The following is a 17,087-nucleotide window of genomic DNA, read 5'->3' as shown; positions in this document are numbered from 1 at the left end:
TCCTAACTTTTTCGTCATCCAGCGTTAGTTGATACTATATCCATTAGAAACACCTCGTTGCTTAAGCATTACAACTACACTCTAACTCTCATAAATTAAGAATCAATCGCCAGTTTTAATCTCAAACATATTCATATTTGAATTACCTGGGGTTTTGTTCCAAACCGCTTATTTGGATTTCTTGATCAGGAATAGCAAAAGTATATCTAGGATCATTGGGAGGCAAAGTATAGACTTGGCCATTAATCTTCCTAGTCAAGGTCACGGCGAACCTGGGATCTTTATTCAACCTTCTTAAATCGGTCCAACGTACACCTCTAAAAAATAATTCCTTCTTCCTTTCTAATAGCACCAATTTTAGAGCTTCATCTGCGTCAACGGCGGTAAATTTTACAAAGGTCCCCGCTTTCCACCGCTTTTCAAGTAATGTATTTAAGTCATTCATTGCTGAAGAATAGTCCCCCCTTCTGGCATAAATTTCAGCTCTAATTAAGAAGAGCTCATCAATTGCTACACCATCAAATAGATATCCAGGCTTTAGCAATTGGTAATTTCCCTTAAATCTTGGAACATCTGATGATTCGTAAAAGAAAGATGTTTTACGTAGATCGTTAGAACCATATGAATTATACAATACAGAATCTACCGCTGCAACTGTGCGGAAATTAAAATAATAGTTCACCATCGTAGTTAAATATAGCATCTCTGGAAGTGGAAATTGGCTTCCGGAGGTCAAACGAGTAGGATCTGGCAGTAAGTTATTGTAGTCAAAAAGTGAATTCTTCTTAGCCAAGACTAAGTTAGCGTATACAAAAGCACTGTCAAATCGCCCCATTGTAAGATAAACCCTGGCAAGCAAAGCCTGGGCAGCAAAAATACTCGGCATTTCAATATTAACGGCTTCAATCGGCAGCAACTGAATTGCTTCAACTAAATCATTTATCACTTGGTCATAACATTGTTGGACAGTGGCTCTAGTTGATTTTTTTACAAGATCAGCCGTAAGCCTCAATGGGACACCAAGGTCTGTTTGTGCAGTTGCACTATCATATTGTTTAGCAAAATGCTGCAGCAAGTTGTAGTGCGACAAAGCACGAAAAAAAAGCGCAGATCCCTTTACGGCATTTGCTTGAGAAATATCAGATGGTGATATATTAATTACTTCCAATGCATCTAAAATAACATTCGCATTATAAATTTCCGCATATGGATAATTCCAGTCATTTATTCTTTGCGTTGCCGGATAAATATCTTTTGCCCAGATATACACATTCTGATCCAAACCAGGATTATCTATAAAATCAAAATCAGAAACATAGAATTCATCAGTTGATGCTTGTCCAATTCCAGGATTGGTCTGATTAAATATAGCATCGTTTTGAAGCAATTTCTGGAGATCCCCTAAGGACCTTGGGATTACCAAGGCATCATTTGGTACTTCCCGTAAGAACTCATTCTGCTTTTTACAACTAACCATCGTAACAGAAGCTGCAAACACTGTGGATACTGCAATTCCAACAACCAAAACACTTCTTGTGCTTTTTGATACTTGCCATTGTTTCGTCTTCCGACAAACAATTTCTAAAAAACTTGACTTCATAATATCTTTTTATAATATATTTTGATGAAATATATTGTACCAATTGAGATGCTATTGGCACTGTTTTACGTTCGTTCCTATTCTCGAATATTGATACGAAAATTGATCTCAATCCGTGTTAAAACGATGCCTTAAATCCAATTGAATAGCTCCTTGGAGATGCATAATCACCGGCAAAAACATCTGGATCAACACGGTGATTACTTGCCTTCCAAATAATACCTACGTTGCTTACATATCCGTATATTGTAAGTGTGCGAAAACCCTTAACGATTTTGTTATTTAATTCATAACTTAATGAAATATCCTGAAGCCGAATATGATCGCCTTTTTCAACTAAACTTTCCGAAAATCGGTAAAACGCATCTCTTGAGGCATTCAAATTTGATACGTTTACTGGCATCGACGGCACAGTTGTTGTCCGTTCATCTCCAGGGTTCACCCATCTCCGGAAATAGTCTTCATGACCAGTCCATTGAGTAAATAGGCTGTTATAAAAAATCGAAGATCGTCGGAAATAGTATTTTAATTTATAAACAACGTTAAATGATAGCGATAAAGACCTGAAGTAAATTGAATTTCTTAGGGATCCAAAATAAACAGGTCTTGAAGAACCCATATACTTGAGACTATCTACCGACTTCATAGCTGAAATAATAGCATTGTAATTGGTGCTTAATTTCCCATTTAAATATCCTTGAGGATCACCGGCTTCGTTCGATAGTGGGCCAGTCTTATAACTATATATAGAAAAAATCGGTTTCCCAACGCTTGGTGTGATTGATGCACCGTCTGCCGATGCAAACAGGTATTGGCTTGGTGTAGATTTAACATCATAGCTGGCAACCTTATCGATTGCGTAGCTTGGAAGGAAGTTCAATTTCCACTTGAAACATTTGCTATTAATAATAGAAAAGTTCAATGTAATGTCAAAACCATGACCTTTCGTGCTTGCTGTATTTCCAAAAAAAGTTGAATTGCCGGTTGATGGTGCCAACGGAGATGATCCAAAAAGGTCAAGTCCTCTCTTAAAATAAAACTCTATACTCCCAGCAACTAAATTCCGTTTAGTCGCAAAGTCAACACCTAAATTGACAATGCGAATTTTTTCCCATTTTAAAAAACGATTTCCGGGACTTGCCACAAAGTTATATGGGATACCTAAAAACTGATTGTTACTAGCTTGCCTAATTGTTGTAACAGCTGTAGCAATTTTATTAATATTTCCGTTGTAACCATAACTTCCTCTTAAACTGAGAATTTGAAGCCAGGAAACATTATAAAAATGCTCCTTTGTCACATCCCACAAAAGTCCTAAAGAATAAAGAGGGACAGATTGTTGGTTAGTTTTCACCCCAAATAAATTAGATTTATCTATTCGACCGCTTGCGTATATCGTATATTTCTTGGCAAGCGTATAAGCGGCATTTCCAAAATATGAGACAAACCTGTCTGTAGTCCTACCAATCGACAAAGCATTGGGAATCAAATTATAATTACCACTCGGGAAGTTAACATAATAATCTACAAAATTCACAAGTTGCGAACTTCCACTCGCCTTATTGTAACCATATACCGTACTCGGATTTTCGTATTTATTTACTGTCTGATTTATTTCAGCACCTATAATTGTGGTTAAATTGTTCACTTCATTCCACGTTGCATTATAATCCATTTCTGCACGAAGACGATGAGAGTAAATTTCATTATTACTCTGATTCATAATTCCACCAATTGGTATAGGATAAACGGTACGTTGTGGATTTGAACGCCTAAAATCCGTATACCTATTTATTAAATTACGGGCATAATATGTAGAGTCGCTAAAATATTTCTCGGAAGAAGAAACAACCTTTTCGTATTGGTATTTAGCTTGAACAACAAATCCCCAAGGCAATTTATAGGCAAGACCTATATTCAATCGGTTATCTAACAATTGAGATGTATTATCTGCGAATTTTAATTCATCTAAGGGTCTATATTTCCAATCTAATAATCCGTTTTGGGCTAAAGGGTCCGTAATCCATGAATAATTGTAATCTTTAACAATAGATAAAGCATCACCACTAGAACTAACCAACTTGGCATAGGGATAAATTGACGAATTATACTGCCCACCAGTCGAGATATTTCCTATCGGACTATTTGAGGTAACATGTGTTTGGCTGAAATTATACCCGGTATAAATTGACAAATTCTTAATCGGATAAAAACTAAGATTTGAGTTAAGTGTAACCCGATCACTTTTGTTACCAACCAGCCCTAATTTATTATTATCATAGCCAACAGACAATGCATATTCATTATTATTGCCCCCCCCTCTAACACCAATCGAATATTGCTGAGCAAATGATTTTCGATAAAAAAAATCAGATATATCACTTCTTACATCAATATCCCTAAAAGCATCGATTCGATTTCTAGCTTCTGCTTGTGAAATTAATCCCTTCCTTAGATCATCTAAAATTTGAACGACAGGAGAGACCGGCGGCTTTAACGTACTTGATAATTGTGCATCATAAAAGTGCTGATCAAAAAGTCTTTGCTCGATATCTATAAATGCTGAAGCAGGTAGAAAATTAGGTGTAAAAATATTTATCTTCTGAGCAATGGAGGTATTGGCGTTCACCTCAATTAGTGGTGCCTGGTTCTTTCTTCCCTTCTTTGTCGTTATTACAATAACTCCGTTCCCTGATTTCACTCCCCAAATTGACGCCGCAGCTGCATCCTTCAAGACAGTTACAGATTCGATGTCATTCGGATTCAAACTGTTGATATCGCCGTCGTATGGAAAGTTATCAACTACAATTAAAGGACTTGCATCAGAAAACAATGTACTGTGTCCCCGGATCGTTATTTCGTTTGTGGAAGTGTTCCTGTTAAAAAGCATGCCTGAAACGTTTCCCTCTAAGCGGCTGATGATATCTCCACTGACCCGCTTATTAAATAACTCATTATTTACGATGCTAAAAGAACCAGTCACCCTTTCCTTCGGCAATTTTTGATAACCAGTGGAAACGGAAATCACGGCCTCTCCGAGTTGAGCAATCTTCAATTTAAGTCGAACAAGCAATTCTGTCCTTCCACCTAAATGTAATGTTGTATCATTGAATCCAATACTTCGAACAGTTATAGTAGCATCAGGACTTACTCCTTTAAGTGTAAATTGACCGTTTTCATCCGCTGTGGTCATTTTCTTCGTCCCATTGACGAAAACTGATGCACCTGGAACAGGTTCGTTTTTTTCGTTCAGAATCTGACCATTGATATCTACTGACGGCGGAAGAAAAGGAGTGCCAGGTGAGGGAGACCTGGCTGGTTCCTTTGTTTTGATCAGGATGGTGTGGGTTTTCTTGGATACGGTGAACGTCAGTGGTTGGTTTTTAAAGCATTCAGCTAAAACATCTTCCAAGCTGGCCCCACGCATATTAATAGTTACTTTGCGCGTTAACTGTTTGCTATTATCATAATACATATAGTTAAACCCCGATTGGCGCGACACCTCTGCGAGTACGTCTTCCAGATTGGCATTTGTAAAAGTAATGGTAATCTTATCCTGGCTTAGGACTCGGGCATTTACCTGGAGACAGGCAATAAGGAGAATAATGGACAATTTCATACCAAGTAGTTTTGGTGTTGCGCTCGGTGCAAAGAACATTTGCACCAGTTGGTTGATTTGCATAACTTTAACTCGTGTTTGTTGAGGTTCTGAAATGAAGCAGTGTCAAGCAGTTTTTGCCGTTACATTGTAGTCCTCACAACATAATAGCCGGCCCGCCGCCCCACGCGAGGGCCGGTTTTTGTCATGAAGCCATAAATACATTTGTTTTATTGTTGGGAATAATTCGCTACAAAGAATGATCCTCTCATTTGACAATGATTATATACTCTTAGAATCGGTATAATATGGAAGTCATACTACCCCGTTACTACCATCCGAAAAAGATAAAACGTAAATTAAAATAACAATCAGAAGGGAAGAACAATCTGCCGCATCACTAACAGCCAGACAGTGAGGACTTTCCGTTAATTTTGAAATTCCAATGTAATCGCCCAACCATTGTCACGGCAATACAGTAATAGTTCTGTTTTCTACTTTTAAATTAACACCACTCATTTTAAGTAATTCCAGCAGGTCATCCGCATTTTTCATCCGGCTGACCCTAGCGGATAATTGCTTTTCAGGTATAGCGCCTTCGTACTTTACTTCTAAATCATACCAACGGGAAATATCAGCCATAACGCGGCGAATGTCTGCATGTTTGTATTCAAAATAACCCGCCTTCCAGGCCATCACCTGGGCTGTATCTGCTGTCGTAACTGATATGGTCCTTCCTATTTCCGCCTGTTGTCCTGGTCTGAGTAGGATGGCGCCGGCAGGAGAGCTGACTTTCACAGCTCCCTGCATCAGCGTCGTGCTTGCAGGCTCTGAGCCCTCGTAAAAGTTTATATTAAATCGCGTACCCAATACTTGTATCTGGCTGTTACCAAAATCCACCATGAAGGGTTTGGTTTGATCTTTTGCCACTTCAAAATATGCTTCTCCAGTTACCCTTACCTGGCGGGAGGATCCTGGAAATGTGGTGGGAAACCTGATGGAAGATGCCGCATTGAGCCACACTCCTGTTCCATCGCTGAGCATGATGTGGTATTGTCCCCCAGCTGGTGTCACCACTGTATTAAATATGGTCCGGCCCTCCCTGCCAGCAGCTGGCTTGTAATCCAGCCTGCCTTGATCCGATTTTATCAACTGTGCACCACCTTGCGAAACCAAGTTACCATTGGGTGCTTTTTCCAGGTCCAGATGGCTACCATCATTGAGGACAACATATGCCCTATTGCCACCAGGAGAGAGCACCACCTGGGAGGAAGCAGGCGATAGCTTTTTATCATCGAATTGCCGATGATAAAAAAGGAAGATGATAGCCGCAGCAGATATAGCGACAGCTGCTACGGCGTACCACCTGATTTTAATGGTCGACCTAAAGACTGATGTATTTATATTTAAGCGCTCAAAAGCTGCCTGTTGCAACTGTTCTCCACGCTCTAACATTTCAACCGCACTGAGAATGCTTTCGGCATTTGTTCTTTTTTCAAAGGCAGCCATATGCGTAGGCTCCTCCAACCACCTGTCCAATTCCAACTGTTCGTCAGCGGTAATGGTACCAGCAGTATGTTTGATCATGAGATCTCTTATCCTAAGTAACAATTTATCTTCCTCCATGTTAGGATCTGATGTGCATCATTTAATAAGAACAAATGCTTTTACCGTTTATACAGTATTAAAACGCCTCAGCGAAAAAAAAGTAGACACCAAATCCCAACTTTTTTTGTTTTTTTTTGGATTGTGTATGGAGTCAGGTAAAATAGAGGCTGACAATGTAAGGGACCAGTGTTAGCCCTTCAATAAAGGAGGACGACTTTAAAATTTCCCGTAAACGATGCAGGGCACGGTGTCGGTGTTGTTTAATGGCGCTAACTGTGACGGACATTTTATCTGCTACTTCCTGCAGACTATGATCTTGTATGAATAATAGGTCAATAACCTCCTGCTGTTTTTCGGGCAATTGCTTCAGGTAATTATGTAACAATGTGCGCAGCGCCTCATAATAGAGACCATCCAGAATATCTTCTGTGGTTTGTTCGACAGGTAGCGTTGGCAGTATCTTCATCTTATGTGTATGCGCCCGCTTGGATTTTCGGAAATAACTCATGCAACTATTCCGGGCAGAGATGTAAAGAAAAGCACGGATCGCATACACGGATGTAAAGTCTTTTCGCTTTTGATACAGCTTGAACATTGTATCAGATGCAATGTCCTCTGCTTCCTGCTCATTTTCCAGCAGGTTCTTACAAAAGCGGAAAAGTTCGGGGAAAAATACCTTATGTAGCTGTTGAAAGGCCTCTTTGTCACCCTGCCGAAAGGCAGTTACTACTTCTTCAAGATCCAACTTTGCACACATACTTCAAATTTTAGGTGGCGGATGGTAAGGACTATTTAAATTGTTTCGTAACGTTCTATCGTTTATTATCCAATACTTCCAGGGAAGCAATTCTGCCAATGCTTCGTCTTATAACTAATAAGAATATTTTGAAGGAAAAAACTTATCAGAAAAGAGATATGAAGGTCAATTGTAATGAGGATGAAAGACAGAATATCACCTTAATTCCAAAGTTAAAGCTTTTTTGGCATCATGTCCAAAAGGGGAGTTGTCACTGACATGAATCCACCGCTATTTCATTCGTGGCATAATTTCTCTTTAGCATCTATGGCTTGCCTTTCCCACTCTTGGATATGTTTTTACTAACTCCTAAATACATGCGCAACTGGGTGATACAAGCAGTATTAAATTATCCTTTTTTATCAACTATTGAAATTGCCACGCCATAACTTAAACATCCAGCACGAACACTGTTATCGGTAACGCCTCGCTCAAATATAAGTTTAACACCGGAAATGTCTATGAGCGGATAACCTGCAGGTATGATATCGTACCATTCTTCAGGGAATAAATAGAGGTGTTTATCGGTGCCTGTATGCAACGCGACTTTCTCCTTGTGCTTGTGATATATTTCCGGTAGCGTATCATAACATATGAATCCAAACCCTTCGAGGATATGGGGTGGCGCAGCCAATAAAAAGGTGCGAAACTCTTCCTCGCTTTCTGGTCGCCATTCATAGGAAAGCTCCTGCATTCTTGATAATGGTAGCAGCGCATTTTCCTCATCAGCTAATAGGGTTGTTTTTAAAAATCTATGCCAGTCGTGATCATTGTCAATGAAAGTCATATTATCGCTTTGGTGTAAAAAAAGGATTGTTCAGACGCCATTGATTAAAACAGCTATTGGACACCTTCTTATATATAGGAGTAAATGGTGCGTTCCACGATCACCACATAAACCGGTTCATCCGGTGTGAAATCACTTTCCTGGATATCCTTCGGGTGAAAATGGCCCGAGGCTTCATCGGGCAATAAGTCCTGTAGCCCGTGTATGAACTGATAGGCTTCATCGATGCCATTCACCAGGAAAGGCAGGATCTGCACCTGGTCACCGAATTGTTGCTGGATCCGGAATTTAAAGTCTCTAAAGGCGCCGTAATCATACTGAGGGTTGCCGGACACAAAATGCAAAGACCACTCGTGGTGGAGGACGGTCGGCTTTTGCTCAAAAATAGGGTTAGACCGTAGTTCTATATGGGCGTCGGCCTCCTCGATCTTTTTCTTTAGCAACGCAGTATAACGGGGTATATCCATATGGCGGTTTAAAGTTCCAAATGTAAAGGAATTCGGCGCGCAATCTGGTTCGAGCAAGCAGGGATTTTTCCGGTAAATAATACGTCGAATATTCTTTGCAATTGTGCCTATGCAGTAATGGACAGGTATTAAGAGAGAAAAAGTGGAGCATATCGGAGTCGAACCGATGACCTCTACCATGCCATGGTAGCGCTCTAGCCAGCTGAGCTAATGCCCCGGATTTGTTAGTAACGAAAAAGGAAAAGAGCTGACAAATGTAACCCAAATTGGATCAGATTGGCTTTGTTAGTTTTTTGTTAGTGAAAACAAAAAACGCCCACATTATATTTAATCATACAATGTAAGCGTTAGAATGTCAGCGTGGAGAATACCGGAGTCGAACCGGTGACCTCTTGCATGCCATGCAAGCGCTCTAGCCAACTGAGCTAATCCCCCTTATTGCAGGGGCTCCTGCCTTTAGCGAGGTGCAAATTTATACTTTTTCCGGTAATTGCAAATATTTTTTTGGGAGGGGGGAGTCTTTCCCAAAGTCTGTTTAAAGGCCCACCTACTATAACAAGGAATCCAATCTTAAAATCAGCTTAATCTGCCTCCTGCCGCCGACATACTTTCTTATTTCGCAGATTACTCATATAAGCATTAAAAACTATGAGTACCTTCGCCGTTTAACATCCCATAGATGCTTATCTGTCAAGCAAAATCTAAATAATTTGTTAACGTAACAAAATGACTTTTGTGCGTTTTTTTTAGCTATTTCGAACCAAATTCTAAATACATGTTTTTAAAGCAATGTCTGTCATTCCTGACCGGATTGATATGTCTCCCTATGTTTCTACTCGCCCAGGAAACCACTTCCGAAATTCACGGGCAAGTTACAGACGGAACTACCGGCATACCCGGCGCAGCCATCATCGCACTCCACACTCCTACAGGGACAAAGTACATGACCACCACCCGTAAAGACGGGCGCTACAACGTTCCCAACGTACGCGTTGGCGGCCCTTACACAATCACTGTTTCCTACATCGGGTACAAAGAACAAAAGATCGAGAACATAGTTCTCTCCCTGGGACAAGAGTTTACCGGCGACTTCAACCTGGTGCCAGACACCAAACAACTCCATGAGATAGTTGTAAAATCCGGCAAACAGGACAAAACATTCAACAACAACCGCACGGGCGCACAGGAGATCATCAGCCGTGATCAACTGGAAAAACTGCCTACCATCAACCGCTCCGCCCAGGACTTCACCAGGCTGGAACCTACTGCCAGCAGCACAATAGGCGGACAAAGCTTTGGTGGCCGCAGCAACCAGTACAACAACTTTACCGTAGACGGCGCCAACTTCAACAACTCATTTGGTTTGTCAGGTAGTCTCGGCGGACAAACAAGCGCCCAGCCTATCAGCCTTGACGCGATAGACCAGATCCAGGTGAACGTATCTCCCTATGACGTACGCCAGGGCGGCTTTTCCGGTGCAGGTATCAATACCGTGACCAAAAGCGGTACCAACCAGCTGAAAGCTACTGTGTACACCTACTTCAAAAATGAAAACACCCAGGGGTACAGAGTAGGTACCACAGAAGTAGCCAAGACCGACCTTTCATTCAACATCCGCGGTGCATCTATAGGCGGTCCCATCATCAAAAACAAAGTATTCTTCTTTGTAAACGGTGAAACCTCCCGTCAAACTGCACCTGCTACCAGCTGGCAACCATCCAGCAGCAGCCAGGCCCCAAACAGTGCAGGTGGTGTTTCCCTGGCTAATGCCGATACCCTGGCAGCACTTGCCACCTTCCTGAAAGATCATTTCAATTATGATCCGGGCGCTTACTCAGGTTATTCCTTTAAGACCAACAGTGATAAGATCACTGCCAAAATAGACTGGAACATCAACTCCAGCAACACCCTGACCCTGAAATACAACTACCTGAGATCGTTCTCAGACCAGTTTGCCAGCACCAGCAGGCCAGCAGGCATCACCGGCGGTCAGCCCGGTTACAACTCCATGCCCTTCTATGGCAGCGGTTATGTGATCAATAACGACTTCAACATCTTCATTGCAGAGCTGAACACCCGTTTTGGCAACTCAGCATCCAATAAACTGCAGGTAGGTTATACCGCCCTGCGCGACTACCGTACTACACACTCTACTTCCAGCACTTTCCCGCTGGTAGATATCCTGTATAACGGTAACATCTATACTTCTTTCGGATATGAGCCTTACACTTATAACAACAAGCTCAACACCGACGTATTCCAGTTCTCTGATATCTTCACCTTCTATAAAGGTGCACACGAGATAACTGCAGGTACACAGAACTATTACAGGAAGTATCAGAACGCATTTGCTCCGGGTTACCAGGGCGCTTACCAGTTCAACAGCCTGTCAGATTTCTACAGCAGCGTAACTAACGGTACAGCTAATGCCAGGAACTACTATCTGCAGTATTCTGCGCTGAAAGACGGCAGCTTCCCATGGGCTAATGCAGGATCGACAGAACTGGGCGTTTTTGCACAGGATAAATGGCGCGTTACCAACAACTTTACCCTGACCTACGGTCTGCGCCTGGATATGACCATCTATAAACAGGATTTCCAGGATAACCCTGATTTCAACGCTCTCAAGTTCAAAGACGGCGTTAGCTATAACATCGGAAAGGCTCCGGGCAATGCACTGCTGATCTCTCCGCGTATTGGATTTAACTGGGACGTGCTGGGCGATCATACCTTACAGGTACGTGGTGGTGCAGGCATATTCTCTGGTCCGCCGCCATTTGTATGGATCAGCAACCAGGCATCCAACAACGGTGTGCAATGGGGTTCTTTCACCAGGAACAACGTAGCTTTCAGTGCAGATCCTAACACTTACCGTCCAACAGAAGGCGCTGCCAACACAGCTTACAGCGTAGCGCTGACTGACAAGAACTTTAAATATCCTTCCGTTATCAAATCCGGACTGGCGGTTGATAAGAAAGTAGATGACTGGGTATTTACCGTTGAAGGTTCTTATTCAAAAGATGTTAATGCAGTATACTACTCCAACATCAACCTGAATGAGACCAATGCCTATGCGCTGACAAACGGTTCAGATCATCGTCTGCGTTATAATACATCGCTGACCACTTCCCTGAACACCAGCAATAAATACTATTACGGCGGTACTTCCCTGGCAGATCCGAACATTGGTACGGGTATCCTGATGAAAAATACCAGCAAAGGATATTCCTACTACCTGACAGGAAGGATACAGAAAACCATCGGCAACCTGTATATGAGTGTTGCCTATACACATGCTGACGCCCGCAACACGGCTGAAACCGGCAGTACTGCCTCTTCTCTGTGGAGTGCACGTGCAGTAAGCGCAGATCCTAATTCACCGAACCTGGCATATGCTTCTTACAGAACGCCAAACCGTGTGATAGCCATGGCTTCCTACAAAGTTTCTTATGCTAAATACTTCAGCACTACCTTCGGTCTGATCTTTGAAGCACAGCCTGCAGGCGTTACTTCTTACATCTATAATGGCGATCTGAATGGCGATGGATACAGCAATGACCTGATCTATGTTCCAAAAGATGCAACTGATATCTCCCTGGTTAAATCCGGTGCTGCAGATACCAGGACAACTGCACAGATATGGGCACAGCTGAATAACTTCATTAACCAGGACAGCTACCTGTCCAAGCACCGTGGTGAGGTTACCAAAGCGAACGCTGTAGTGTTGCCATTCTACAAAAAAGCAGATGTGAACATTACCCAGGATATCTCTGTAAAGACCGGTGAAAACCGTCATACACTGCGTTTAACTCTGGATGTTATCAACGTAGGGAACCTGCTGAACAGGAACTGGGGTATTGTTAAAGCGGCAAGTGTTAACAACTTCCTGAAGTTTGAGGGTATAGGTTCAGATGGTAAAACGCCTAACTTCTCTTTCCCTTATGCTAACTCAGACGGGCAGATACCTTATACCAACAGCTTCGTGAATAATACAGCTATTACTTCACGCTGGCAGATGCAGTTTGGTGTGAGATATCTGTTTAACTAAGACAGTCTTCACATAAAAAAAACGCTTTCGTCCTGTGACGAAAGCGTTTTTTTTATGTGGCCTGGGGCCGGCTTTTAAAAGTGTATTACCATCCTATACCATAATCCTCACCATGGTTACTGCTTCCACCCCATAAAGAACCATGTTCCCGGTCAAGATAAATGGCATTTACCGGTCCGCTGGTACGCTCGCTGAAGGTGGGGATATATCCCATATTCTTCAGCTCTGTTCTCACTTTCTCTGGTGTATTGCTGTTCAGCAGGACGCTTCCCGGACGTGGTTTACGGTCGTTCATGGAACTACCACCAAGTGATAGCCATAACTGGTTGGAGTTGATGTTGGCAGCCTCGGTGGCCTGTTGAACCGTCATCCCGAATTCTACCATGTTCAGGAAGAACTGTAACAGGTTCTGGTCCTGCGTATCTCCCCCCTGTACGGCGAAGGACAGGTAAGGTTTGCCGTTCTTCAGCGCCATGGAAGGCGTTAATGTTACCCTGGGACGTTTACCTGGTGCAATTACATTAAAGGGGCAAACGGCGGAATCCAGTACAAAGCTTTGTAAGCGCTGGCTCATACCAACACCTGTATGACCTGCAATACATGCCGGCGTCCATCCTCCGCTGGGAGTGATTGATACTACCCATCCGTCTGCATCGGCAGCTTCCACGCTGGTGGTACCTCTCCACAGGCGGTCCATGTAGGCGCTGTCAACATCGTTGGCAGCATACATGTTTGCATCAGGGGTTGATTGCAGGATGCCTGCGGCATCATGTTTAGGTACGAACCGGTCCTGTTTCTTTTCTGCGGCAGTATCAGTCAGTGCGTTATGTTGTTTTAGAAGGGACAGGAAGGGGTTTTTCTTTCCTTCAAAAGGATAAGGATCGCCGGGAGTGGGATTTGGATCATTATGGTCAGGGTTGATCAGCTTTGCGCGCTCTTTTGCGTAGGTTTTGCTGAGTAATCCGTTGATGGGCGACTTGGGCGAGAAGTAAGGATCGCCATAGTAGAAGTCCCTGTCGGCAAAGGCCAGGTTCATGGTCTGGTAGAGGGTGTGGATGTATTTTGTGGAGTTGTACCCCATTGCCTTGAGATCGAAGTTTTCCAGGATGTTCAGGCTTTGCAGCAGCATGGGCCCTTGTGTCCACTGTTGCAGTTTGTATACTTCTATTCCTTTGTAATTAACGTGTAAAGGCTCTTCTTCTATTGGTTTCCAGTTAGCCAGGTCTTCTTTGGTGATCAGTCCTCCCTGTTCCTGGCAGCCCCGTACAAATTCCTGCGCAATATCTCCTTTGTAGAAACGGTCATAAGCGGCCATTATAGCCTCTTTACGGCTCTTTTTGTTGTGCAGGGCCTCTTGCTCTGCCTCCACCATTTTGGTGAGGGTAGCCAGCAGGTCTTTCTGTACGAAGATCTCCCCTGCTTCGGGGGCTTCTCTTTTTTCTCCGGGGTGGGTCAGGAATACCGCTTTGCTGTAGGGCCATTCTTTCAGCCGGTCTTTGCTGCGTTCCATACTGTTGGCAGTCTGTGCTTCAATAGGGTATCCTTCCGCCATTTCCATGGCCGGGGCCAGCACTTCTTTCAGGCTCATGGTGCCATATTCCGCCAGCATGTAGCATAGTCCGCCGGGAGTACCGGGCGTCACTGCCGCCAGCGGGCCGTATTCAGGGGGAAAATTGTATCCTTTGCCTTTGAAGAATGCCGGGGTGGCGCCTGTAGGGGCTACTCCCAATGCATTGATAGCTATTACTTTCCCTGTTTTAGGGTTGTATATGAGCGCCTGGGTTTCGCCGCCCCAGCTCAGCACGTCCCACATGGTGCAGGTAGCTGCCAGCATGGCACAGGCCGCGTCTACGGCATTGCCGCCTTTCTGGAATATCATGGAACCGGCTGTAGCTGCCAGCGGCTTGCCAGTCACTGCCATCCAGTGTTTGCCGTGCAAGGGCGGTTTCTGGGTCTGCTGAGCCCTTGCTGCCGGCAGCAAGGAAATAGATATGGCCAGGAGGATCAAATGTTTCATAAGCGAACGAGAGATTTAGATTCGATTTTTAACAAAATAATGCAGATACTTTTACCAGGAAAGATGAACTTTACCAACGGTTGTTTGTTATAAGAAATTGGTCCACGTACATTCATTTTGTTATTCCCCGTCTTCTTTCATTGCTAAAACAGCTTTTTTTATGAACGCCACTAAGTTCTGGGAGATGATTGAGCTTGCCTGGAAGGCTGACCAGGAGGCATTCAATCTAAGAGAAAGGGCGCTTGCCACCCAAAGCGAAATGCTGTTCCGTACACTGGCCCGTATTATTTCCGGTTCTATCATTGCAAATATCACGAAACAATTGATGTTCCTGGAGCAAAGTGAGCTGACCAAGTTCATACATGTACTGGAAGACAAACTCTTCCATATTGACCGGGAAGATATTCATGAGTATACCGGCGGATCTGATGAAGGCTTCCTTTTCAGCAGGTGTTTCATTGTTGGTATGGGAGAAGTTTATTATAACAGGATAGATAATAATCCGTCTATGGCTACGATGTATGCTACCGTAGGAGCGTTGTCAACTGTAGGGTATGAGGTATATGAATACCGGTTCGGGGAGCATTTTGAGAGGAATTCGATTCATTGTATTGAGTCGGGGTCGAATTCGAGGTGCTGGTAGGGGTTGGGCTGGTTTAGCCGGATAGCTAACGTGCGCAACTACTTACGCTAAGCTACACTTTCCTTTATCCATTTCGCTTTATAAAAATTTCTTACAACAAGATAAAAGCAACTATTTATTAACGGAATTTCGAAATCCGGGATTGAGATAAAATTTGCGTATATCCACCTTCATACGCAAGTTGAAGGGTCTATCAAAATGCCCCAAAAACTTCTTTATTTAATTTAGATTTCATTAATTTTATTATGACCTATAGACTCAGTAACAATGTCAAACATGTTCGATGTTAACCAAATACCGTCCGTTACTTTTTTTAATATTCTTCTTTTTTAGTCAGGGAATTATCGTTGCCCAAGATATCAAACAGGATGCCGACGCCGCCGAAAATCTTCACCGGCTGCTAAAAAGATCTATTGACGAAGTTCGCTATGATAAACAGGAATTGGTTGATAAATCCCGATACCGTCATTATATCTACTCACCGCTTGACAGAAAAGCTTATCGCCTGAATGATGGTGACAGATTTCATTTCTTTGGGATTCCCGTTCGGGAAACACTTCTCCTGACTGACAGCAGTGCACGCGTGATGGCTGTCCTCCTGGCTGTTGACAAGACTCCTAAACTGGATAGCATTATTTACTGTCACCTGGGCGACGAACAACCTCCCACCTGGACCGTATGGACTACGCTATCAAAAGAACCGATCAGGAAGGATGCTTCGCTCCATGTTTGGAAATGGAACAATTGCCTACTTTCTTTCAACGAAAAAACCGTATTCACTTCAATCGACAAGTCTGATAAAGAGCATGAGACGGTAATCGTCATGCTTCGACCTGTATGGGATAATAATTGAGCACAATCTACCAGGAGAGGCCTTATTGGGCCAGTCTCTTTGAGATTGTAACTATGTCATACAAAGAACTGAAATCGCATTCCCCTTATGTTGAAAATTCGAACAAGCAATTCTAATTACAGAAAAGCGGGTTTCCAACATGGAAGTATTATTCATTTTTGAGTCTCTTTTATTTTTCCGAAGCCCCTTCTAAAAGCGTATAAAAAAGACCTGAATCTGTCTTTCCTATTGGCTCTCCGCAAGCAAATATGGCTTATAAATTTTCATCACCGCTTCTGCCAACTGAGTCATTAGCTTGCAGAAGAAGATAGCATCTGCACGTTCTTCTCTGGTCCAGCTGTCTGCCTGCGGACTGGTCATAGCTGTATCAATGATCTCCTGCATAATTCTCCTTACATCCTCCATATCATTATAACAAGCCAGAAATTGATTAATTAAATTAATAGGCGGTTGGGAATAACTGACATTGCTGAACAATTTTACTGTCGACATTTTTATAAATATTATTTGGTTAACAAAAAAAGTGGAACTTTCTGCTGCCGCCAGGAACCTGCTGGAAAAAGGATGAACACGACGAACAAGAAACCCACGCTGTTAAAGCAAAAATAAGATGCTTAATCAGTCTCCTCAAGTGTCATTCTGTTCAGTTCATACACATTATTCACTTTGT

At 42.8% G+C, this 17,087-nt stretch carries 11 protein-coding genes and 2 tRNA genes; 3 read left to right on the top strand and 10 right to left on the bottom strand.

Annotated elements, in window-relative coordinates:
* Positions 1–142: 142 nt before the first annotated feature.
* From GO493_RS05280 to GO493_RS05245, 8 genes are all read right to left on the bottom strand, one after another.
* On the bottom strand, positions 143–1,600 hold the full coding sequence (locus GO493_RS05280) for a RagB/SusD family nutrient uptake outer membrane protein (protein ID WP_157305046.1): 1,458 nt from the start codon (positions 1,598–1,600) through the stop codon (positions 143–145).
* 118 nt (positions 1,601–1,718) lie between these two features.
* The gene (locus tag GO493_RS05275; RefSeq protein ID WP_157305045.1) at positions 1,719–5,282 is read right to left on the bottom strand and encodes a SusC/RagA family TonB-linked outer membrane protein; all 3,564 of its coding nucleotides are present in this window, start codon (positions 5,280–5,282) and stop codon (positions 1,719–1,721) included.
* A 381-nt stretch (positions 5,283–5,663) separates the two neighbouring features.
* A complete protein-coding gene (locus tag GO493_RS05270) occupies positions 5,664–6,824 on the bottom strand; it encodes a FecR family protein (RefSeq protein ID WP_157305044.1) in 1,161 nt (386 codons plus the stop codon).
* 133 nt (positions 6,825–6,957) lie between these two features.
* Positions 6,958–7,563, bottom strand: coding sequence for an RNA polymerase sigma factor (locus tag GO493_RS05265; RefSeq protein ID WP_157305043.1), 606 nt, complete (start codon positions 7,561–7,563; stop codon positions 6,958–6,960).
* Between the two features lie 388 nt (positions 7,564–7,951).
* Positions 7,952–8,389, bottom strand: a complete 438-nt coding sequence (locus GO493_RS05260; RefSeq protein WP_157305042.1) for a hypothetical protein — start codon at positions 8,387–8,389, stop codon at positions 7,952–7,954.
* Between the two features lie 68 nt (positions 8,390–8,457).
* A complete protein-coding gene (locus tag GO493_RS05255) occupies positions 8,458–8,856 on the bottom strand; it encodes a hypothetical protein (protein WP_157305041.1) in 399 nt (132 codons plus the stop codon).
* 143 nt (positions 8,857–8,999) lie between these two features.
* Positions 9,000–9,073 (bottom strand) — tRNA-Ala (locus tag GO493_RS05250).
* Between the two features lie 144 nt (positions 9,074–9,217).
* Positions 9,218–9,291: transfer RNA gene (locus tag GO493_RS05245), tRNA-Ala, on the bottom strand.
* A gap of 391 nt (positions 9,292–9,682) precedes the next feature.
* On the opposite strand from GO493_RS05245, the gene GO493_RS05240 reads away from it, so the two are divergent.
* Positions 9,683–12,904 carry a TonB-dependent receptor gene (locus GO493_RS05240; RefSeq protein WP_232538740.1) on the top strand — a complete coding sequence of 1,074 codons (3,222 nt, stop codon included), beginning with the start codon at positions 9,683–9,685 and terminating at the stop codon, positions 12,902–12,904.
* A gap of 85 nt (positions 12,905–12,989) precedes the next feature.
* Here GO493_RS05240 and GO493_RS05235 read toward each other — a convergent pair whose 3' ends face one another.
* Entirely contained in the window at positions 12,990–14,921 is a 1,932-nt protein-coding gene (locus GO493_RS05235) for a gamma-glutamyltransferase family protein (protein ID WP_157305039.1), read from the bottom strand.
* A 160-nt stretch (positions 14,922–15,081) separates the two neighbouring features.
* Here GO493_RS05235 and GO493_RS05230 point away from each other — a divergent pair, with 160 nt between their 5' ends.
* Both GO493_RS05230 and GO493_RS05225 read left to right on the top strand, forming a co-directional pair.
* On the top strand, positions 15,082–15,564 hold the full coding sequence (locus GO493_RS05230; protein ID WP_157305038.1) for a DUF4240 domain-containing protein: 483 nt from the start codon (positions 15,082–15,084) through the stop codon (positions 15,562–15,564).
* A 283-nt stretch (positions 15,565–15,847) separates the two neighbouring features.
* Positions 15,848–16,417 carry a hypothetical protein gene (locus GO493_RS05225; RefSeq protein WP_157305037.1) on the top strand — a complete coding sequence of 190 codons (570 nt, stop codon included), beginning with the start codon at positions 15,848–15,850 and terminating at the stop codon, positions 16,415–16,417.
* 225 nt (positions 16,418–16,642) lie between these two features.
* Here the strand turns inward: GO493_RS05225 and GO493_RS05220 are convergent, their stop codons facing one another.
* Positions 16,643–16,909, bottom strand: a complete 267-nt coding sequence (locus GO493_RS05220; protein ID WP_157305036.1) for a hypothetical protein — start codon at positions 16,907–16,909, stop codon at positions 16,643–16,645.
* Positions 16,910–17,087 lie beyond the last annotated feature (178 nt).

It is taken from the genome of Chitinophaga tropicalis (assembly GCF_009758205.1).
GTDB classification, from domain to species: domain Bacteria; phylum Bacteroidota; class Bacteroidia; order Chitinophagales; family Chitinophagaceae; genus Chitinophaga; species Chitinophaga tropicalis.
Note: the sequence above shows the minus strand (reverse complement) of the source record. Positions and strands in the feature narration are given on the sequence as shown.

Excerpts from the sequence above, each read along its gene's own strand:
- GO493_RS05275 (WP_157305045.1), bottom strand. The coding sequence starts at position 5,282 with ATGCAAATCAACCAACTGGTGCAAATGTTCTTTGCACCGAGCGCAACA.
- GO493_RS05220 (WP_157305036.1), bottom strand. The coding sequence starts at position 16,909 with ATGTCGACAGTAAAATTGTTCAGCAATGTCAGTTATTCCCAACCGCCT.
- GO493_RS05255 (WP_157305041.1), bottom strand. The coding sequence starts at position 8,856 with ATGGATATACCCCGTTATACTGCGTTGCTAAAGAAAAAGATCGAGGAG.
- GO493_RS05260 (WP_157305042.1), bottom strand. The coding sequence starts at position 8,389 with ATGACTTTCATTGACAATGATCACGACTGGCATAGATTTTTAAAAACA.
- GO493_RS05240 (WP_232538740.1), top strand. The coding sequence starts at position 9,683 with ATGTTTCTACTCGCCCAGGAAACCACTTCCGAAATTCACGGGCAAGTT.
- GO493_RS05280 (WP_157305046.1), bottom strand. The coding sequence starts at position 1,600 with ATGAAGTCAAGTTTTTTAGAAATTGTTTGTCGGAAGACGAAACAATGG.
- GO493_RS05265 (WP_157305043.1), bottom strand. The coding sequence starts at position 7,563 with ATGTGTGCAAAGTTGGATCTTGAAGAAGTAGTAACTGCCTTTCGGCAG.
- GO493_RS05230 (WP_157305038.1), top strand. The coding sequence starts at position 15,082 with ATGAACGCCACTAAGTTCTGGGAGATGATTGAGCTTGCCTGGAAGGCT.
- GO493_RS05225 (WP_157305037.1), top strand. The coding sequence starts at position 15,848 with ATGTTAACCAAATACCGTCCGTTACTTTTTTTAATATTCTTCTTTTTT.
- GO493_RS05235 (WP_157305039.1), bottom strand. The coding sequence starts at position 14,921 with ATGAAACATTTGATCCTCCTGGCCATATCTATTTCCTTGCTGCCGGCA.
- GO493_RS05270 (WP_157305044.1), bottom strand. The coding sequence starts at position 6,824 with ATGGAGGAAGATAAATTGTTACTTAGGATAAGAGATCTCATGATCAAA.